8 protein-coding genes are annotated in these 18,609 nt (G+C 41.2%); 7 read left to right on the top strand and 1 reads right to left on the bottom strand.

The genetic code is table 11. The annotated features are described in order from the left end of the window. The first annotated feature begins 35 nt into the window (after positions 1-35). Both rpoC and D0S24_RS10780 read left to right on the top strand, forming a co-directional pair. The gene (gene rpoC / locus D0S24_RS10785) at positions 36-4,334 is read left to right on the top strand and encodes a DNA-directed RNA polymerase subunit beta' (RefSeq protein ID WP_117019899.1); all 4,299 of its coding nucleotides are present in this window, start codon (positions 36-38) and stop codon (positions 4,332-4,334) included. 105 nt (positions 4,335-4,439) lie between these two features. After that, on the top strand, positions 4,440-4,751 hold the full coding sequence (locus D0S24_RS10780; RefSeq protein ID WP_031444824.1) for a DUF3467 domain-containing protein: 312 nt from the start codon (positions 4,440-4,442) through the stop codon (positions 4,749-4,751). A gap of 306 nt (positions 4,752-5,057) precedes the next feature. Here the strand turns inward: D0S24_RS10780 and D0S24_RS10775 are convergent, their stop codons facing one another. Then, positions 5,058-6,647 carry a peptide chain release factor 3 gene (locus D0S24_RS10775; RefSeq protein ID WP_117019898.1) on the bottom strand — a complete coding sequence of 530 codons (1,590 nt, stop codon included), beginning with the start codon at positions 6,645-6,647 and terminating at the stop codon, positions 5,058-5,060. Between the two features lie 502 nt (positions 6,648-7,149). On the opposite strand from D0S24_RS10775, the gene D0S24_RS10770 reads away from it, so the two are divergent. The 5 genes from D0S24_RS10770 to D0S24_RS10750 form a co-directional block, all read left to right on the top strand. Continuing rightward, entirely contained in the window at positions 7,150-10,806 is a 3,657-nt protein-coding gene (locus tag D0S24_RS10770; RefSeq protein WP_117019897.1) for a gliding motility-associated C-terminal domain-containing protein, read from the top strand. Positions 10,807-10,987: 181 nt separating this feature from the next. Beyond that, the gene (locus D0S24_RS10765; RefSeq protein ID WP_117020226.1) at positions 10,988-11,938 is read left to right on the top strand and encodes a type IX secretion system membrane protein PorP/SprF; all 951 of its coding nucleotides are present in this window, start codon (positions 10,988-10,990) and stop codon (positions 11,936-11,938) included. Between the two features lie 11 nt (positions 11,939-11,949). Further along, the gene (locus D0S24_RS10760; protein ID WP_117019896.1) at positions 11,950-13,887 is read left to right on the top strand and encodes an OmpA family protein; all 1,938 of its coding nucleotides are present in this window, start codon (positions 11,950-11,952) and stop codon (positions 13,885-13,887) included. Between the two features lie 329 nt (positions 13,888-14,216). Then, entirely contained in the window at positions 14,217-17,597 is a 3,381-nt protein-coding gene (locus D0S24_RS10755) for a PA14 domain-containing protein (RefSeq protein WP_117019895.1), read from the top strand. A gap of 492 nt (positions 17,598-18,089) precedes the next feature. Beyond that, positions 18,090-18,609, top strand: a 520-nt coding sequence (locus tag D0S24_RS10750) for a hypothetical protein (RefSeq protein WP_147321448.1), incomplete at its 3' end; no start/stop codon positions are given.

The raw sequence follows: 18,609 nt of genomic DNA, 5'->3' as shown, positions 1-18,609 counted from the left end.
AATAACAAGAATTAAATTAGTATCAGAATATAGTTATGGCTAGACTAAAAGATAATAATACCATTAAAAGGTTCGATAAAATTTCAATCGGTTTGGCATCTCCAGAAGCTATTTTGGCAGAGTCAAGAGGTGAGGTTCTAAAACCTGAAACTATTAACTATAGAACGCACAAGCCTGAGCGGGACGGTCTATTCTGTGAGCGTATTTTTGGTCCTGTAAAGGATTATGAATGTGCCTGTGGAAAGTACAAAAGAATCCGTTACCGTGGTATTGTTTGTGATCGTTGCGGGGTAGAGGTTACAGAGAAAAAGGTACGTAGGGATAGGGTAGGACACATTAATTTGGTAGTTCCTGTTGCCCATATCTGGTATTTCCGTTCCCTGCCCAATAAAATTGGTTACCTATTAGGGTTGCCTTCCAAGAAATTGGATATGATCATTTACTACGAACGTTATGTAGTAATTCAGCCAGGCATCGCCAAGGGACCCGATGGTGAGGAAATCCAAAAAATGGATTTCTTGAGCGAAGAGGAGTATTTGAATATACTGGACTCCATTCCACAAGAAAATCAATACTTGGAAGATACGGACCCAAACAAGTTTATTGCTAAAATGGGTGCGGAATGTCTTATTGATCTTTTGGCAAGAATAGATTTGAGCCAATTGTCCTATGAATTGAGACATAAGGCCAATACTGAAACTTCCAAACAACGTAAGACCGAGGCCCTGAAAAGACTTCAAGTAGTTGAGGCTTTGAGGGAATCCCAAGAAAACAGGGAAAACAGACCGGATTGGATGATCATGAAGGTGATTCCTGTTATTCCACCCGAGCTGCGTCCATTGGTGCCATTGGATGGTGGCCGTTTTGCAACTTCGGATTTGAACGATCTATATAGAAGGGTCATCATAAGAAACAACCGTCTTAAGCGATTGGTCGAGATCAAGGCTCCTGAGGTGATTCTTAGAAATGAGAAACGTATGCTCCAGGAGGCAGTAGATTCCTTGTTCGATAATACCCGTAAGGCATCTGCAGTTAAAACGGAATCCAATAGGCCACTTAAGTCACTTTCAGATTCCTTGAAAGGAAAGCAAGGCCGTTTCCGTCAAAACCTTTTGGGTAAACGTGTGGATTATTCCGCTCGTTCGGTAATCGTCGTTGGACCTGAAATGCAGTTGTTCGAATGTGGTTTGCCCAAGGATATGGCAGCTGAACTGTACAAACCTTTTGTAATCCGTAAATTGATCGAGAGGGGAATTGTAAAAACAGTGAAGTCTGCGAAGAAGATCATAGACAAGAAAGAACCGGTTGTTTGGGATATTCTTGAAAATGTATTGAAAGGACATCCAGTTCTTTTAAACCGGGCTCCTACATTGCACAGACTGGGGATTCAAGCGTTCCAGCCAAAACTTATTGAAGGTAAGGCCATACGTTTGCACCCATTGGTATGTACTGCGTTTAATGCGGATTTTGATGGGGACCAAATGGCAGTTCATTTGCCTTTGGGACCGGAAGCCATTTTGGAGGCGCAACTTTTGATGCTTGCATCGCATAATATTTTGAACCCTGCAAACGGTTCACCTATTACCGTTCCATCACAGGATATGGTCTTGGGTCTATATTATATGACCAAAGAGAGAAAGTCTACTCCGGAACTAACGGTAAAAGGGGAAGGTTTGACCTTTTATTCCTATGAAGAGGTGGTTATCGCCTTTAATGAAGGGAAGTTGGATCTTAACGCGGGTATTAAGGTACGCGCCAAAGATTTTAATACGGCAGGGGAATTGGTTAACCAGATCATTCCAACAACAGTTGGTAGGGTTTTGTTCAACATGGTGGTTCCGGAGCAGGCAGGATACATTAATGAGGTACTGAACAAGAAGTCGCTTAGGGATATCATTGGTAATATTTTAAGTGTTACCGATGTTCCAACAACTGCGGAGTTCTTGGACAAGATAAAAACTATGGGGTACGAGTTCGCCTTTAAAGGTGGATTGTCCTTTAGTTTAGGAGATATTATTATTCCGCCGGAAAAGCATGAAATGATTGCGGATGCCAATACACAGGTAGATGGTATTATGGCCAACTATAACATGGGTCTTATTACCAATAACGAACGTTACAATCAGGTAATCGACGTTTGGACATCTACCAATGCTATGTTGACAGAATTGGCAATGAAGCGTATTCGTGAGGATCAACAAGGATTCAACTCGGTGTATATGATGTTGGATTCCGGTGCAAGGGGCTCCAAGGAGCAGATCCGTCAGTTGACCGGTATGCGAGGGTTAATGGCGAAGCCAAAGAAATCTACAGCTGGAGGTGGGGAAATTATTGAAAACCCCATTTTGTCCAACTTTAAAGAGGGACTATCCATTCTTGAATACTTTATATCTACCCACGGGGCCAGGAAGGGTCTTGCGGATACGGCTTTGAAAACTGCGGATGCCGGTTATCTAACACGTCGTTTGGTGGATGTTTCACAAGATGTAATCATCAATATTGAGGATTGCGAAACACTTAGAGGGGTTCAGGTAGAGGCACTTAAGAAAAATGAAGAGATCGTTGAAACTTTAGGGGAGCGTATCCTTGGTAGGGTTTCCTTGCATGATGTTTATGATCCTATTTCCGAGGAATTGCTTTTAAGGGCAGGTCAGGAAATAATGGAATCGGATGTTAAGAAAATAGAGGCATCCCCTGTTGAAAAAGTAGAGGTGCGTTCCGCCTTGACATGTGAGGCCCAAAAAGGTATCTGTGGTAAGTGTTATGGGCGAAACCTGTCTACCAATAAAATGGTTCAAAGGGGTGAGGCCGTTGGTGTAGTAGCTGCTCAGTCTATCGGGGAGCCGGGAACACAGTTAACATTGCGTACTTTCCACGTAGGAGGTATTGCAGGTAACATTTCCGAAGAAAATAAATTGGAAGCCAGATTTGGTGGAATTGCAGAAATTGAAGATTTAAGGATAGTTTCAAGTCAAGATGGGGAAGGTAAGAAATCGGATATTGTAATTTCCAGGACATCGGAGATTAAGGTCGTAGATGCTAAATCCGGGATAACCTTAAGTACCAATAACATTCCTTACGGTTCGCAGTTGTTCATTAAGAATGGTGAAAAAATAGAGAAAGGTCAAGTTATTTGTTCTTGGGATCCATACAATGGGGTTATTGTTTCAGAATTCCCTGGACAGATCGCCTATGAGAATATAGAGCAAGGGGTAACTTATCAAGTAGAGATCGATGAACAAACTGGATTCCAGGAGAAAGTGATTTCGGAATCCAGAAACAAGAAATTAATACCAACCCTATTGATCAAGAACAATAAGGATGAAGTTTTGCGTTCCTATAACCTTCCGGTTGGGTCGCATATTATGGTAGATGATGGAGATAAGATCAATGAAGGTAAAATTTTGGTCAAGATACCTCGTAAATCGGCCAAGGCCGGGGATATTACGGGTGGTCTTCCAAGAGTAACCGAATTGTTCGAAGCCCGTAACCCGTCTAACCCTGCCGTTGTCTCCGAGATTGATGGTGTTGTTTCCTTTGGTAAAATAAAGAGAGGTAACCGTGAAATAATCATCGAATCCAAATTGGGCGAGGTTAAGAAATACTTGGTTAAATTATCCAACCAAATCCTTGTTCAAGAAAATGATTATGTGCGTGCCGGGATGCCGTTGTCCGATGGATCAATTACTCCTGAGGATATATTGGCGATCAAGGGACCTTCTGCCGTGCAACAATATCTGGTGAACGAAGTTCAGGAAGTATATCGTTTGCAAGGGGTGAAGATCAATGATAAGCACTTTGAGGTAGTGGTTCGTCAAATGATGCGCAAAGTACGTATTGAAGATCCGGGAGATACTATTTTCTTGGAAAATCAATTGGTTCACAAGGATGATTTCATTCAAGAGAACGATGAGATTTTTGGACAGAAAGTGGTGGAAGATGCCGGTGATTCCGAAAACTTGAAACCGGGTCAGATTGTAAGCGCCCGTGAGTTAAGGGATGAAAACTCAATTCTTAAACGTAATGATAAGAATTTGGTTTCTGCCAGGGATGCTGTTGCTGCAACCGCAACACCAATCCTACAAGGAATTACACGTGCTTCCTTACAGACAAAATCGTTTATTTCGGCCGCTTCCTTCCAAGAAACGACCAAAGTACTTAACGAGGCCGCAGTAAGTGGTAAGGTGGATACTCTGGAAGGATTGAAAGAAAACGTAATTGTTGGACATAAAATACCAGCAGGTACGGGAATGAGGGATTATGAAAATATCATTGTAGGTTCCAAAGAGGAATACAATGAAATCATGGCCCGCAAAGAGGAATTGAAATTTTAAATAATTGGAACCTCGGTGTTATTCACCGAGGTTTTTTTTTGGACAATTTACAATTAGGTTGTTCTATGACATTTAATTAAATAGTAATAGGTAATCATTTTTATAATGAGTGATAAAGACCAAAACCAAAAACAGATCAATATAGAATTGGATGAAAAGACAGCTGAGGGAATCTATTCCAATTTGGCTATAATCAATCATTCGGTTTCTGAATTTGTCGTGGATTTTATTAGTATGATGCCAGGAGCTCCCAAGGCAAAGGTCAAAAGTAGAATTGTACTTACCCCACAACATGCCAAGAAATTTCTAAAGGCGCTTGGTGATAATGTAAATCGCTTCGAAAAGGCCCATGGAACCATTAAGGATTATGAGCAGCCGCCCATTCCATTAAATTTTGGACCAACGGGTGAGGCCTGAAGATTGGTTTGAAGTTCAAGGTTCCAGGAAAGTCAGAGGTTTGCAGTTGCAGTGGGCAAAAAAAGTGCCTAGAGCTGAAAAGGCGAAGGTTAAATGTTTAAGGTTTAAAGTTTTTTTTGATCAAGTGTTGCTATAATGGCTTATTTCATAACTCCATAACCACAACTATATTCTAGCGAGTACTTTGTCTTTCTTCTCTATTCTTTTCTCTCTTTTTTAAGGCAATTGGAAACTATATTGAAAAGTGTTCCGTTCAAGGCTGGTTTTTGTATAGCCTTTTTTCATAACAATATAACTTCATAACTTTTAATTAAATTCTGAAGTAAAATGAAGTTTTACATTGGGATATTTTTGCTGTGTCATTTGCAGTGAAAATTGGGAATCTGCAAGAAAAACGAGTTGTTTTCGCTTATCCTTGGCCAGAAACTTTTGTTTTACGCGTTTAAACTCCTTAAATTCCTCACTGTTTTTATCTTTAGGGTCTACCCAGCATGCCTTGTAAACCGGAAAATTTTCATAAGTACATTTGGCGGCATATTCGTGTTCCAAACGGTATTGTATTACTTCAAACTGTAGGGCGCCTACGGTTCCTATAACTTTTCTGTTATTCATTTCTAGGGTAAATAACTGGGCAACCCCTTCATCCATCAACTGATCTATTCCTTTATTAAGCTGTTTGGCTTTCATGGGATCGGCATTATTGATATACCTAAAATGTTCGGGCGAAAAACTGGGAATGCCTTTGTAATGTAGCACTTCACCTTCCGTTAGGGTGTCCCCAATTTTGAAATTTCCGGTATCATGTAATCCAACGATATCGCCTGGATAGGATATATCCACAATTTCTTTTTTCTCGGCGAAAAATGCATTGGGACTGGAGAATTTTAAATTTTTGTTCTGACGAACGTGTAAATAGGGTTTGTTTCTTTCAAAAGTGCCCGAAACTATTTTTATAAAGGCTAGACGATCCCTATGCTTGGGGTCCATATTGGCGTGTATTTTAAATACAAAGCCCGTTAATTCCTTTTCATTGGCTTGGACCAAGCGTTCTTCGGCCATTTTGGCCCGTGGTGAGGGAGCTATATCTATAAAACAGTCCAACAGTTCCCTTACCCCAAAATTATTCAGGGCAGAGCCAAAAAAGACAGGTTGCTGTGTTCCCTTAAGGTAATTTTCCTTGTTAAACGGAGGGTATACGCCGTTGACCAACTCTAAATTGTCCCTAAGTTCTGTGGCCGCCTTGGCACCTATGATTTTTTCGAGCTGTGGGTTGTTTATATCGTCGAAGGCTATGGTGTCCTCAATATTCTTTTTACTGTCCCCACTAAAAAGATTGATGTTTTTTTCGTAAATATTATAGATGCCCTTAAAATCATAACCCATACCTATTGGGAAACTTAAAGGGGTTACAGAAAGGCCCAATTTCTGTTCTACTTCGTCCAATAGATCAAAGGCATCTTTCCCTTCCCTGTCCAATTTGTTAATGAATACGATCATCGGGATGTTGCGCATTCTGCATACCTCTACCAATTTCTCGGTTTGTTCCTCCACACCCTTTGCAACATCTACAACAACGATTACACTGTCAACAGCAGTTAGGGTTCTAAATGTATCTTCCGCAAAATCCTTGTGACCGGGGGTATCCAGGATATTTATTTTTTTGTCCTTGTATAGAAAGGCAAGAACAGAGGTAGCTACCGAAATGCCCCTTTGTTTTTCAATTTCCATAAAGTCGCTGGTAGCAGTTTTCTTTATCTTATTGTTTTTCACAGCTCCCGCTTCCTGAATAGCACCTCCAAAAAGCAGTAGTTTTTCCGTAAGTGTTGTTTTTCCCGCATCGGGATGTGAAATTATACCGAAAGTCCTTCTTCTTTCAATTTGTTCCCTAAAACTCATTGATTATTTGATTTCGGCAAAAATAAGTCAAATTAATTTTTTTCAACCAGCAAATACGTGTAAATACGGTAAAGAAGTATAAAATGGCGGATATTCGAGAAATGTGGGGAATAATAATTTTTCCCCGACTTTGGACTAAATGGAAATCATGCTAATCTATTCTTAGGTTATCGGGCAGGCTGGTCTAAGAATAAAAGTCATCATTCAATGTAAAATGATTTACCATTACTTTATTTTTAGGAAAAAGTTTACATAACATTACTATTTAACCGACGATTTCTAGTGGATTAACAGAATATATCCACTGTCATTTTTATGATTAATCAACACTTTGTCGAGGATTACGGTTATTGGCAGATTTTATATAATTTATGGTTTGAAAAGCTTATGAGTATTGATTTTTTAAATATATCTTGCACCTAATTTTGGAGTTGGCCCCAACTTCTTACACTTGTTTTTGACTATTATGCCATGGTGATTAGTTGATATAAAACTATCATTTATGGAAAAAATTACTTTCTTTAATATTAAAGGAAAAGTAAGAGGTGTCTTGAGTTTAGCTTTGTTGGTTTTGGCATTTGTATATACTTCTTCCTTTGACAACATCCCTTCATTATTATCATATGGCCAAGTTTATTTGGATTCCGATGGAGATGGGGTTTCCGATTCTATTGATATTGATTCAGATGGTGACGGTATTATTGATTCAATTGAGGGGTCCATTGACCCGGATGGCGATGGTATTCCTAATTATTTGGATGTGGATTCTGATAATGATGGAATTTTAGATATTATCGAAGCACAGGCTTCCCTATATTATATTCCCCCTTCAAAAATTGATAGTGACAATAACGGATTGGACGACGCCTATGAACTTCCTCCTGGTAGCGGAGGTGGTCTAATTCCTGTGGATACGGATGGTGATGGTTTTCCAGATTATTTGGATTTAGACTCAGACAACGATGGAATCCTCGATAGTCTTGAGTCCAGTGTCCTGAGTAGGGATTTCGATTGTAAAACAGTACCTAATTTAAATTTTAGTAATACGCCAACTTTGGAATCTGGAATTGCCCTATCTGAAGGTGCGGTTTACAGATTTTCCAATGTTACAAGTGATTTGGATGCTTTGGTGACTATAGAGAAGGTGGTAAATGGCCGAATTAGCATCTTGGATCAAAATTCGGTTGATCCTGAGTTTTTTAAACCCGAGATCGAGTTTACAACAACCGATAATGTAAGAAGACCTTATGTGGATTTAAGGATTTCCATGGTTAAAAAGGGTACAATGGAAACGGCTGTTCTTGATGAGCTGATTGCCAATTTTATAGACGTAGATGGTAATAGTCAATATCAGGAATTCAATAGATTCGATACGCCGGTAAGTTACACATATGATGACCCTACAGAGGTTGAGGTGAACTATACTTCTGGGGGCTTATTGATAAATGGAGGAATTAAGGAATATGATGGGATATCCAATGCCCATCCGTCGGTTAATGTAGCTGTCGAATTTTTGGATATAAGTTCTTTTATATTCCGTTTTGGCATTCAAACGTCAACCAATGATAATTTTACAACTAATGTTCCAAGACAATCTGGAATTCAATTTTCTTGCTTGGATAATTTTGTTGACCCGCAAACAATTAGCTTTAGTAAGGATATAGATTCTGATGGTGATGGTTACCCTGATAGGGTGGATATAGATTCTGATAATGACGGTATTCCAGATAATATAGAGGCTCAAACAACAGACGGATATATACCCCCTACCGGAATGGATAATGACAATGATGGGCTGGATAATGCCTATGATGGGCCTGTCAACCAAGGTCTTGTTCCTGTGAATACGGATGGGGCCGATTTACCTGATTATTTGGACTTGGATACGGATAACGATCAGGTTCTGGATAATATTGAGGGGAATGACTTTAATTTTGATGGTATTCCAGATCAGATGTTTAGTGGGACCGATAGTGATGGGGATGGTTTGGATGATGGTTATGAAGGAGGCGAAATTAATGATGGCTTTGACGTAAATGATGAAATAGATGATCCGGCGGGGGATCTTCCAAATACTGACGGTGTAGATGATGTAAATTATCGTGACATTGACGATGATGGGGACGGGGTAACAACGGAACAGGAAAAGGAGGACCTCACTAATCCATATGACCCTTGTGATTATATTCCTGAAAGTGTAACCTTAAATCAAAATGGTGTCTATTTAACAGCCGACTGTGACGGCGATGGGGTAACCAATGAGAACGAGAAAGAAGATGGCACGGATCCGTTGGACCCCTGTGATTACAATCCTGAACATATCACCTTGGACCAGAGCGGCGACTATTTGGAAGCAGATTGTGACGGTGATGGGGTAACCAATGAAGACGAGAAGGAAGACGGTACGGATCCCTTGGATTCCTGTGATTTTGTTCTGGCCCATCAAACCGTAACACCATCCAACACTTGGAACGATACAGACTGTGATGGGGATGGGGTGACCAATGAGGACGAGAAAGAAGATGGCACGGATCCGTTGGACCCCTGTGATTATAATCCAGAAAGTGTTACCTTGACCCCTACCGTAGATTGGGAAGTGCTTGATTGTGATAATGACGGAAATCCAAACGGAACTGATCCTGATCCACTTGTTGCAACGGCAAGGGATGATTCAGGGTCAACCCCTGCGCTGACAGAAGTAGCGATCAATATTTTAGAGAACGATGATTACTTGCCCAATAATGACCCGGACAATTTGGGAATAACCACCTTGTCTACAATTGGTGGTAGCGCCTTGGGTACCATTTCCTTTAATGAAGAAACGGGCTTCTTGTCCTACGCTCCTGTAGCATCTGAATCTAATACAGTTGTTACGATTATTTATCAGGTTTGCAATGTTATCCCTAATCCTAATGTTTGTGCATCGGCCACGGTAACCATTCAGGTAGGCCCTAATTTGGACAATATGATCGATGCGGTGGACGACAGTTACAACTTGGATACCGATGCCAGTGGTGCGATACTTGATAGCAATGTACTTGCCAACGATACCTTAAAGGGAGATCCGATAGCTGCTGAGGATGTATTGCTTAGCTCAACACCAACGGACGCACTCACTATAAACGGGGATGGCAGTGTTAGTGTGGCACCCGGAACTGCAGATGGTACCTACACCATTGAATATACCATCTGTGAAGTGGCCAATACCAACAATTGTGATACGGCCACGGTAACGGTTCAGGTAGGTCCCGAAATGGATAATGTATTGGACGCTATGGATGATAGCTATACTGTAGCAACGGGTGTTAGCGGAGAAATCCCTGATAACAATGTACTTGCCAACGATACCTTAAACGGGGATCCGATAGCTGCTGAGGATGTATTGCTTAGCTCAACACCAACGGACGCACTCACTATAAACGGGGATGGCAGTATTAGTGTGGCACCCGGAACTGCAGATGGTACCTACACTATTGAATATACCATCTGTGAAGTAGCCAATACCGACAATTGTGATACGGCCACTGTGACCGTCCAGGTAGGCCCTGAAATGGGCAACATAATCGATGCCGTGGATGATACATATATTTCGGACACAAATAATACAAGTCTAATCCCTGACAGTAACGTACTTGACAATGATGCCCTTAACGGAAATCCGGTCGCAGCGGCAGATGTAGTGCTTAGCTCAACACCAACGGAGGAGCTCACTATAAACGGGGATGGCAGTGTTAGCGTGGCCCCTGGTACTGCCATTGGTACCTACACTATAGACTATATGATCTGCGAAGTGGCCAATCCGGAAAATTGCGATACTGCCACGGTAACAGTAGTCATAGAAGAAGGGGATGGGGATGAAATAATTGAAGTAAATCAACTAGTTACCCCTAATTCGGATGGAAAAAATGATTTCCTATTTATTAGAGGGGTTAGAAATGCCAATAACAATTCCTTGAAAATCTTCAATAGATGGGGTGTTTCCGTATATGAAGGAAAAGGGTATAATAACCAGAATAATGTATTTGACGGTAGGTCCAAGGCAAAATCCACTGTTGCAGGAAACAATTATTTACCTGCAGGAGTTTATTATTATATTTTCCAATATGAAAATAAACAGCAGAATATTACAGATAGTGGTTATATTTATGTGAGTAAGTAAACTACCTCGGGGCAAGCCTGTCTGCCGACAAAGGCAGGTCCACGAGACATTGAAAGGAAATTCAAGTTTGATTTCGACGCCCCGCCTGAACGGAACGGGCAGGCCCGTCCGAACGGCACGGGCGGGCAAGCGTCGGAGCATTTAAATCTCGATTATCGAGTAAAATATTTTATAGTAGATGATGTATAAAAAGAGTTGCCTCGTAACCGTGCTAATATTTTTTTTCATTTTTGTGGGATTATATGCCCAACAGGATGCACAGTATACCCAGTATATGTACAATACAATGAGTGTAAATCCTGCCTATGCAGGATCTAGGGGGCAATTAAGTGCAGCTGCGTTATACCGGTCCCAATGGGTCGGCTTGGAAGGCGCGCCCAAAACACAGACTTTAAACCTGCATTCACCCATTAGGAATAGCAGATTGGGTTACGGGATTTCAATTATCAATGACAATATTGGCGACGGTGTGGTTCAGGAAACCCAGTTGGATGCGGTATTATCCTATACCGTTGATGTTGCTTTGGATGCCAAATTATCCTTCGGATTAAAAGTTGGGGGAAATATGTTGAGTCTGGATTTTAATGGATTGAACAATTTTGATTCCGAGAATATACAAGGGGACAATATTGATAATAAATTTTCTCCTAACTTTGGAGTAGGCGTATATTATCATACCGATAAATTTTATGCAGGTCTATCCGCACCAAACTTAATGGAGACCCAATATTTTGATAATTCCCAAAGAGATCCCAATTCGGTACAATTTCTTTCAAAGGAAAGAATGAATTTTTACTTGATAACCGGTTACGTCCTTGACCTTAACAATAATTTTAAGTTTAAGCCGGCAGTGTTGACCAAAGTTGTGGGTGGGGCACCTTTACAAATCGACTTATCTGCCAGTTTTCTGTTCAATGACAAGTTTAGCTTTGGTGCCGCCTATAGATGGGATGCGGCATTAAGCGGTCTTGTGGGCTTTCAGCTGAGTGATCAGTTCATGATCGGTCTGGCATATGACAGGGAAACTACAGAGTTGGGAGGTACACAATTTAATGACGGTTCCTTTGAAGTGTTTTTAAGATTTGAATTGGTTAGGTCGTTCCGAAGAATGGTATCTCCGCGTTTCTTTTAAAAAAAAATAAAATGATAAAAAGATTTTTTTTGCTGATGGTATTATTTTCTGTCCTAGGAAATGCTCTCGTTGCCCAGGATAGACTGATAAATAAGGCAGATGAAAAATATAGCGACTATTCTTTTAGTCCGGCCATTGATATTTATAAACGTGTATTGGACAAGGGATACACCTCAGCGGATTTGTTGATGAAGCTGGGGAATTCCTATTATTTTAATGCTGAGTATAAAGAGGCAGCGGAAATTTACAAAAGACTTCTAAGTGAATACAAGGAGGGAGTTGGGCCGGAGTATTATTTTAGATATGCCCAGACTTTGAGATCTTTGGGGGAATATGATTTGTCCAAGGATGTAATGGCAGAGTTTTCCCAAATAACTTCGGCAGATGTTAGGGCCAACCTTTATATTAGTGAAAGGGATTATTTGGCGGAAATAGAGAGAAATTCCGGGAGGTATGATATTGGCAAATTTGCTTTTAATTCCAGATATTCGGATTTTGCCCCATCATTTTACGGAGAGGGATTATTGTTTTCTTCGGATAGGGATACTGGTAATTTGGCACGATATAGACATACATGGAATTCCAAGGACTTCTTGGATCTATACAAGATAAATGCCGACAGTCTTTCTGAAAACAAGGTGGTTAAATTTGGAGACGGAATAAATACCAGATATCACGAATCTACCTCGGTCTTTACCAAGGACGGTAACACCCTTTATTTTACCCGAAATAATCTCACTGATGGTAAAACCGTAAAAGACGGGAAAGGGGTTGTTAGGATAAAAATTTTTAAGGCGGTAAAGGAAAATGGAGTATGGGCCCAAATTGAGGAACTTCCCTTTAATAGTGAATCCTATTCCGTAGCCCACCCTACACTTAGTCCGGACGAAAAGCTGTTATATTTTGCGTCCGATATGCCCGGGTCTTATGGGGAATCCGATATTTTTAAAGTAGCCGTTAATAGTGATGGCACCTATGGAACTCCAGTAAATTTGGGAAATATTATTAATACGGAAGCTAGGGAAACCTTCCCCTACGTAACCAGTGAAAATGTACTTTATTTTTCGTCCGATGGGCACCCCGGACTGGGAGGCCTGGATGTATTTGCAACCAAAATTTCCAACAGCCAATATATAGGGACCGTTTTAAATGTTGGAAAACCAGTTAATAGTGGGTTGGATGATTTTACCTTCATTATAGACGAAGAAACCAGAAACGGCTATTTTGCTTCAAACCGGGAGAATGGAGTGGGCGATGACGATATATATAGCTTTGTAGAGACCAGAAAATTGGAATTTGACTGTATAAAGCCTATTACGGGTACAGTAAGGGATAAAATATCCAATGAGGTCTTGGTAGGGGCTACAGTGAAGGTTATTGATGAAAATAACGAAGAATTGGCATCGGTAATTACGGATTCAAATGGCGACTACAGTATCACCATAGACTGTAATAAAGGTAATTTTGTGAGGGCCACTATGCAAGGATATGTACCTTCCGAAGAATACCTTAATTTATCCGATAGTAAACCGTTGATAGTTGATTTTTACTTGGAAAGGGATACCGTAACGGCCGGCTACGGGGACGATTTGGCCAAATTGTTGCAGTTGAGTACTATTTATTTTGATTTTGACAGATATAAAGTTAGGCCAGACGCCGAAATAGAGATTCAAAAAGTAATTGCCGCAATGGAAAAGTATCCAAGCTTAAAACTTAAGGTTACTTCCCATACGGATAGTCAGGGGGATGATGCCTATAATTTGTGGTTGTCCCAAAAAAGGGCGGAATCCACTGTGTCCTATATGATTTCCAAAGGAATTGACAGTAATAGGCTGGAAGGCGAAGGATTTGGGGAAACCCGTTTGGTGAACTCATGTAGTAATGGGGTTAAATGCAGCAAGGATGAACATCAATTAAATCGCAGATCGGAATTTATTATATTGGAATAATAGAATCACTAAAATTTATATTAAAAATGCGGTCCGTTAAACGACCGCATTTTTTTAATTCCGGTCTGTCAATTTATTTACGGTACAACCAGATTGGTGCCAACCTGATAAACCAATATTTTAAACTAAGAATTTAGGACATACAAGGGTATTTAATGCTCTTGGCATATCATTCCTGCTGTTTTACAACATTTTTTTCTTAAAGGGCTAAGGGTAGATTAGTTTTATACCTTGTACATATCATGATTTTTTTGGCAACATAAAAAAGTCAGGATGTTTCCTTTATTGGAATGATATTTTTTACAAGGTAACAGCAAATCCAAACCATTATGACCAGCCATGGAAAAGGAATAGGTAATACAGTAACACGGCTATTTCTATATTTTGTTCTATTCACTTCCTCTACCTTATTCTCCCAGGCCACAATTTGGAGCGAGAATTTTACGTATTCCAATGATGTAGTTACTGGGACAGGAACGGGAATTTCCAGCTCCAATTGGTCGTCCGGTAATGGTGTCCGCATTCGATCCAACAGAATTGAAACAAGGTCTTCCAGTTCGTCCGGTTATTGGAGGACGGCTCCGATCAATATAATAGGTTTGAGCGACCTAAATGTTAGTTTTGATATGGCTACAAATAATATTGAGGGTGGGGATCGTTTTTCATTTAGATATCGTTTGGATGGTGGAACATGGGTAACCTTAGTGAGTCCAGTATTATTTCCAAGCAGTAATTATTCCTTTCCAATTCCCATAGGTTCTATTTTGGAATTGGAGGCTAATTTTTCAACCAATGAGAGCAACGACAGTTATCGGTTTGACAATTTACTTTTGGTAGGTACCCCGCCAATCTGTGCAAACACTTTGGATTATGAGTTTTATGATTTGGTACCTTCCGGAAATTCTGTAGATAATATTCCTTCTTCCGGGGCCCTGTCCACCGGACAAATTGGAAGTTTTAATGTTGGCACCCTTCAAAACACTGTGGATCCTGGTGACGCAGATTCCTTCGCCATTAGGTATACCGGATATATACAAATTGTAACCGAAGGGACATATACTTTTTTTACAACCTCGGATGACGGTTCAAAACTGTATATCGATGGGGTGCAGATTGTAAATAATGATGGTGATCATGGTTCCCAAGAAAGAAATGGTACTGTAAACTTAACCCCCGGTTTTCATCAAATAGAAGTGTTGTTTTATGAGAATGGAGGAGGTGAAGTACTCGAAGTAAGGTATCAGGGACCGTCTATTTCCAAGCAATTAATTCCATTCAGTGTTCTTTTCGGCGATTGTGCGGCACCTTTATTGGATACGGATGGCGATGGCATTCCGGATAGTTCGGATGTTGATGCCGATAATGACGGAATATTGAATATGAATGAATGTGGTACTGTTAGCGGGGGGGTTGCCGAAATCGCCTCCAATATCCAACATTTTACTAATGCTTCCAATGCCCAGGGAGTACCGGGAAATACATATGCCTATAACCCGATATCCGTGTATCCGGGGTCGAGTTCAAGACTCCTTTTACGGTTTCCGGAACTAGTTACAGTCGGTACCGAGATCACGGTTTTTTTGGGCGCGGATCCAGCAGTATCTACCTCGGATATGCAGATTCAACGTTCTACAGCGGCCGGGGGCAATAATGGATTTTTGGCCAATGCCAATGGAGTGCCCAGTGGTAGTATTTCCCAGTATACTTTTACGGTAAGCGGTAGTTCCTTGGAATATATTAGGATAGAGGCCTACCAAGTTGGTGCCAGGGTGTATGGCGCCAGTTATGGGGATGGAGGGTGTTATTCAATTGATACGGATTTGGACGGATTGCCAAATTATTTGGATCTGGACAGTGACGGGGACGGAATACCGGATAACGTAGAGGCCCAGACTACTACAGGAAATATCTCTCCAACGGGATCCGATTCCAATAATGATGGATTGGATAATGCATATGGAACAAATGGGTTGATCCCGATAGATACTGATGGGGATGGGGTACCCGATTTTAGGGATACCAATAGTGATGATCAGGGACCGGATGATAGGGCGGAAGCGGGCATAACCCTTTCCGGCAGTGATACGGATAATGATGGATTGGACAATGCCATAGATACAACCAACGGTTATGGGGATCCGGGAGGTAGGATAGACAACCCTTTAAATACGGATGGCGGTTCTATAGCCCTTCCAGATTTTGATAATGACGCTGTGACAGGAGGTGATGTTGATTTTAGGGATGATACAAACGATGCTATTAACTTGCCACCATCCATTGATGCAACGGGGAACCAAGTGTATTGTCCGGGAGTAGCAATTCCAATCGTAGAAACAGTTTCTATAACCGACCCGGACGATACCACTATTTGGTCGGTCTATATTCAAATAACGACAAATTACGATAACACGGGCGATGTGCTTGCCCTGACGGGATCACATCCGGATATTACAGCCACCTGGAATGTTTCGGAAGGAAAGCTCAGTTTGATAGGCCCTGCCACTTTAACACAGTTTGAAGCAGCGATTTCAGAAGTTCGGTTCAATACTACGGCCCCTTCGGTTTCCGCTACCATGAAGGAATTTTCGATTGTTTTGGCAGAGGCCAATTATTTGGAATCTACACAACATTATTATGAATATATCCCGGCACTTGGTATTACATGGACTGCAGCGCGGGATGCGGCAGCACTTAGGACTTTTTATGGACTGCAAGGGTACTTGGCTACATTGACGTTGCCGGAGGAAGCGGATTTGTTGGGAAAACAGTCAAGCGGTGCAGGTTGGATAGGTGCCAGTGATACTGTAGTTGAAGGTCAGTGGTTATGGGTAACCGGTCCTGAGGCAGGCACTCAGTTTTGGAATGGGGGGGCAGGTGGAAATACCACAATACCGTTTAATTATGCCAATTGGAACAATGGGGAACCCAATAATTCCGGAAATGAGGATTATGCCCATATCAACGCTCCAGGAACAGGATTCGATGGTTCTTGGAACGACTTGTCCAACACGGGGGCAGGCAGCGGGAATTATCAACCAAAAGGATATCTGGTAGAGTATGGCGGAATGGATGGCGATCCATCACCTCCCGATATCTCCGCGGTTACCAGAATTTGGGTAGACAATATTGACCCTACAGCCAGTAACCCCGCCCCGAGTACCGTCTTTTGTAGTGCTGAGGTTCCTACACCGAATATAAACGTTGTTACGGATGAGGCCGATAATTGTACAACAGATCCTGCCGTCGTCTTTGTAAGTGATACTAGCAATGGCGGTAGTAATCCGGAGATTATTACCCGAACTTATCGGATTACCGATGATGCAGGGAATAGTACGGACGTAACGCAAACGATAACGGTAAATCCTTTTACCATAAGCTCGCCACCAACGGATCAAAGCATTTTGGTAGGTGCATCGGCCAATTTTACGGTCACTGCAAATCATGTGGATACTTACCAATGGCATGTAAGTACCGATGGGGGAACTACCTTCAATAATATTGTGGACGGGGGGGAGTATTCAGGCACTCAATCTTCCACACTCAGCGTATTAACGGCAGAACTGGATAAAAATGGCTACAGGTACCGCGTCGTAGTTTCAAAGTCGGGCACAAGCTGTACGGGCTTGGCTTCTGATGCTGCTTTGTTATCGATTAGGGTGGGAACGGTTATTACCAATAGGAGAATTACCCATCGCGTTAGAAAGAATTAGTGGTTGTTTAACCTGGGTTATACGGATATTTAATGATTGGCTGTCCATTCGATACTCCTCCTAGCAGTGGTTTTTATATGCTTCTTTCAACTATCTAAAGCCGACTTTTTTTTGCCTTAGTATGTATAAAATTGGCAATAAATCTTTCAAATAATGGCCAACAGATCCATTTAAAATTCAGTGGACTACTTCCAATTTAATGCCTTTCAATCCATAAATTTTTGCTGTAATTGATATTTGTCAAGTGTTGCTATTATTGGGTTGATCGACGAGTGAAAACATTTGAAAATAGGTGTAGGGATATATCAAAACCTCAATTATCCATGTATAGACAGTACAAATGGAGTGTTACACAACATTTATTTCCCGCGGCCGGGTATACGGCTAATTTTGTATGGTGTTATACAACTGTTTACTTCAATTACAGCAATATTGAATATTTACGATTGTTAAACCACACCAATAAGGACCAACTTAAGTAAAGAATAAACCATGAAGAAGGGGATTGTTATAATCATGTTTCTAATTTCTGGATTTGCCTTGGCGCAAACAACAGTCAATTTAGAAGACCAGTGCAATTGCGAGGTGTTAAGCGGTACCGTTGTTACTACACCAGGAACAACAGCTCCCACTGGTGCCGATGCTGGGGATATATATGTAAATACGAATTCTGGAACAATATACTTTTGGGATGGGGACTCTTGGGAGTTGACATCTACGGACAGCCAACAACTTCAAGTTTTTAGCTTTAACCCAGTCAACAATCAATTGACACTTACCCTTGAGAACGGAGGAACTTTTAATGCAGATCTAAGTAGCCTTGCAGGTGATGGTAATATTACATCCAATACCATTGACGTGAACGGGGATGTAAATGCTTTGTTGGGCGATGTAATATTGGAAATTGGGGACGATGCGGTGACCAATGCGAAATTGGCGGACAACGCCGTGCAGACCGAAAATATTTTAAGCGGAGGCAACGATAAGGTTTTGGTTACGGATGCGGTAGGTA

The organism is Arenibacter sp. P308M17, from assembly GCF_003426735.1.
GTDB lineage: Bacteria > Bacteroidota > Bacteroidia > Flavobacteriales > Flavobacteriaceae > Arenibacter.
The sequence above is the reverse complement of the archived record's forward strand: the minus strand, read 5'-3'. Positions and strand labels throughout refer to the sequence as shown.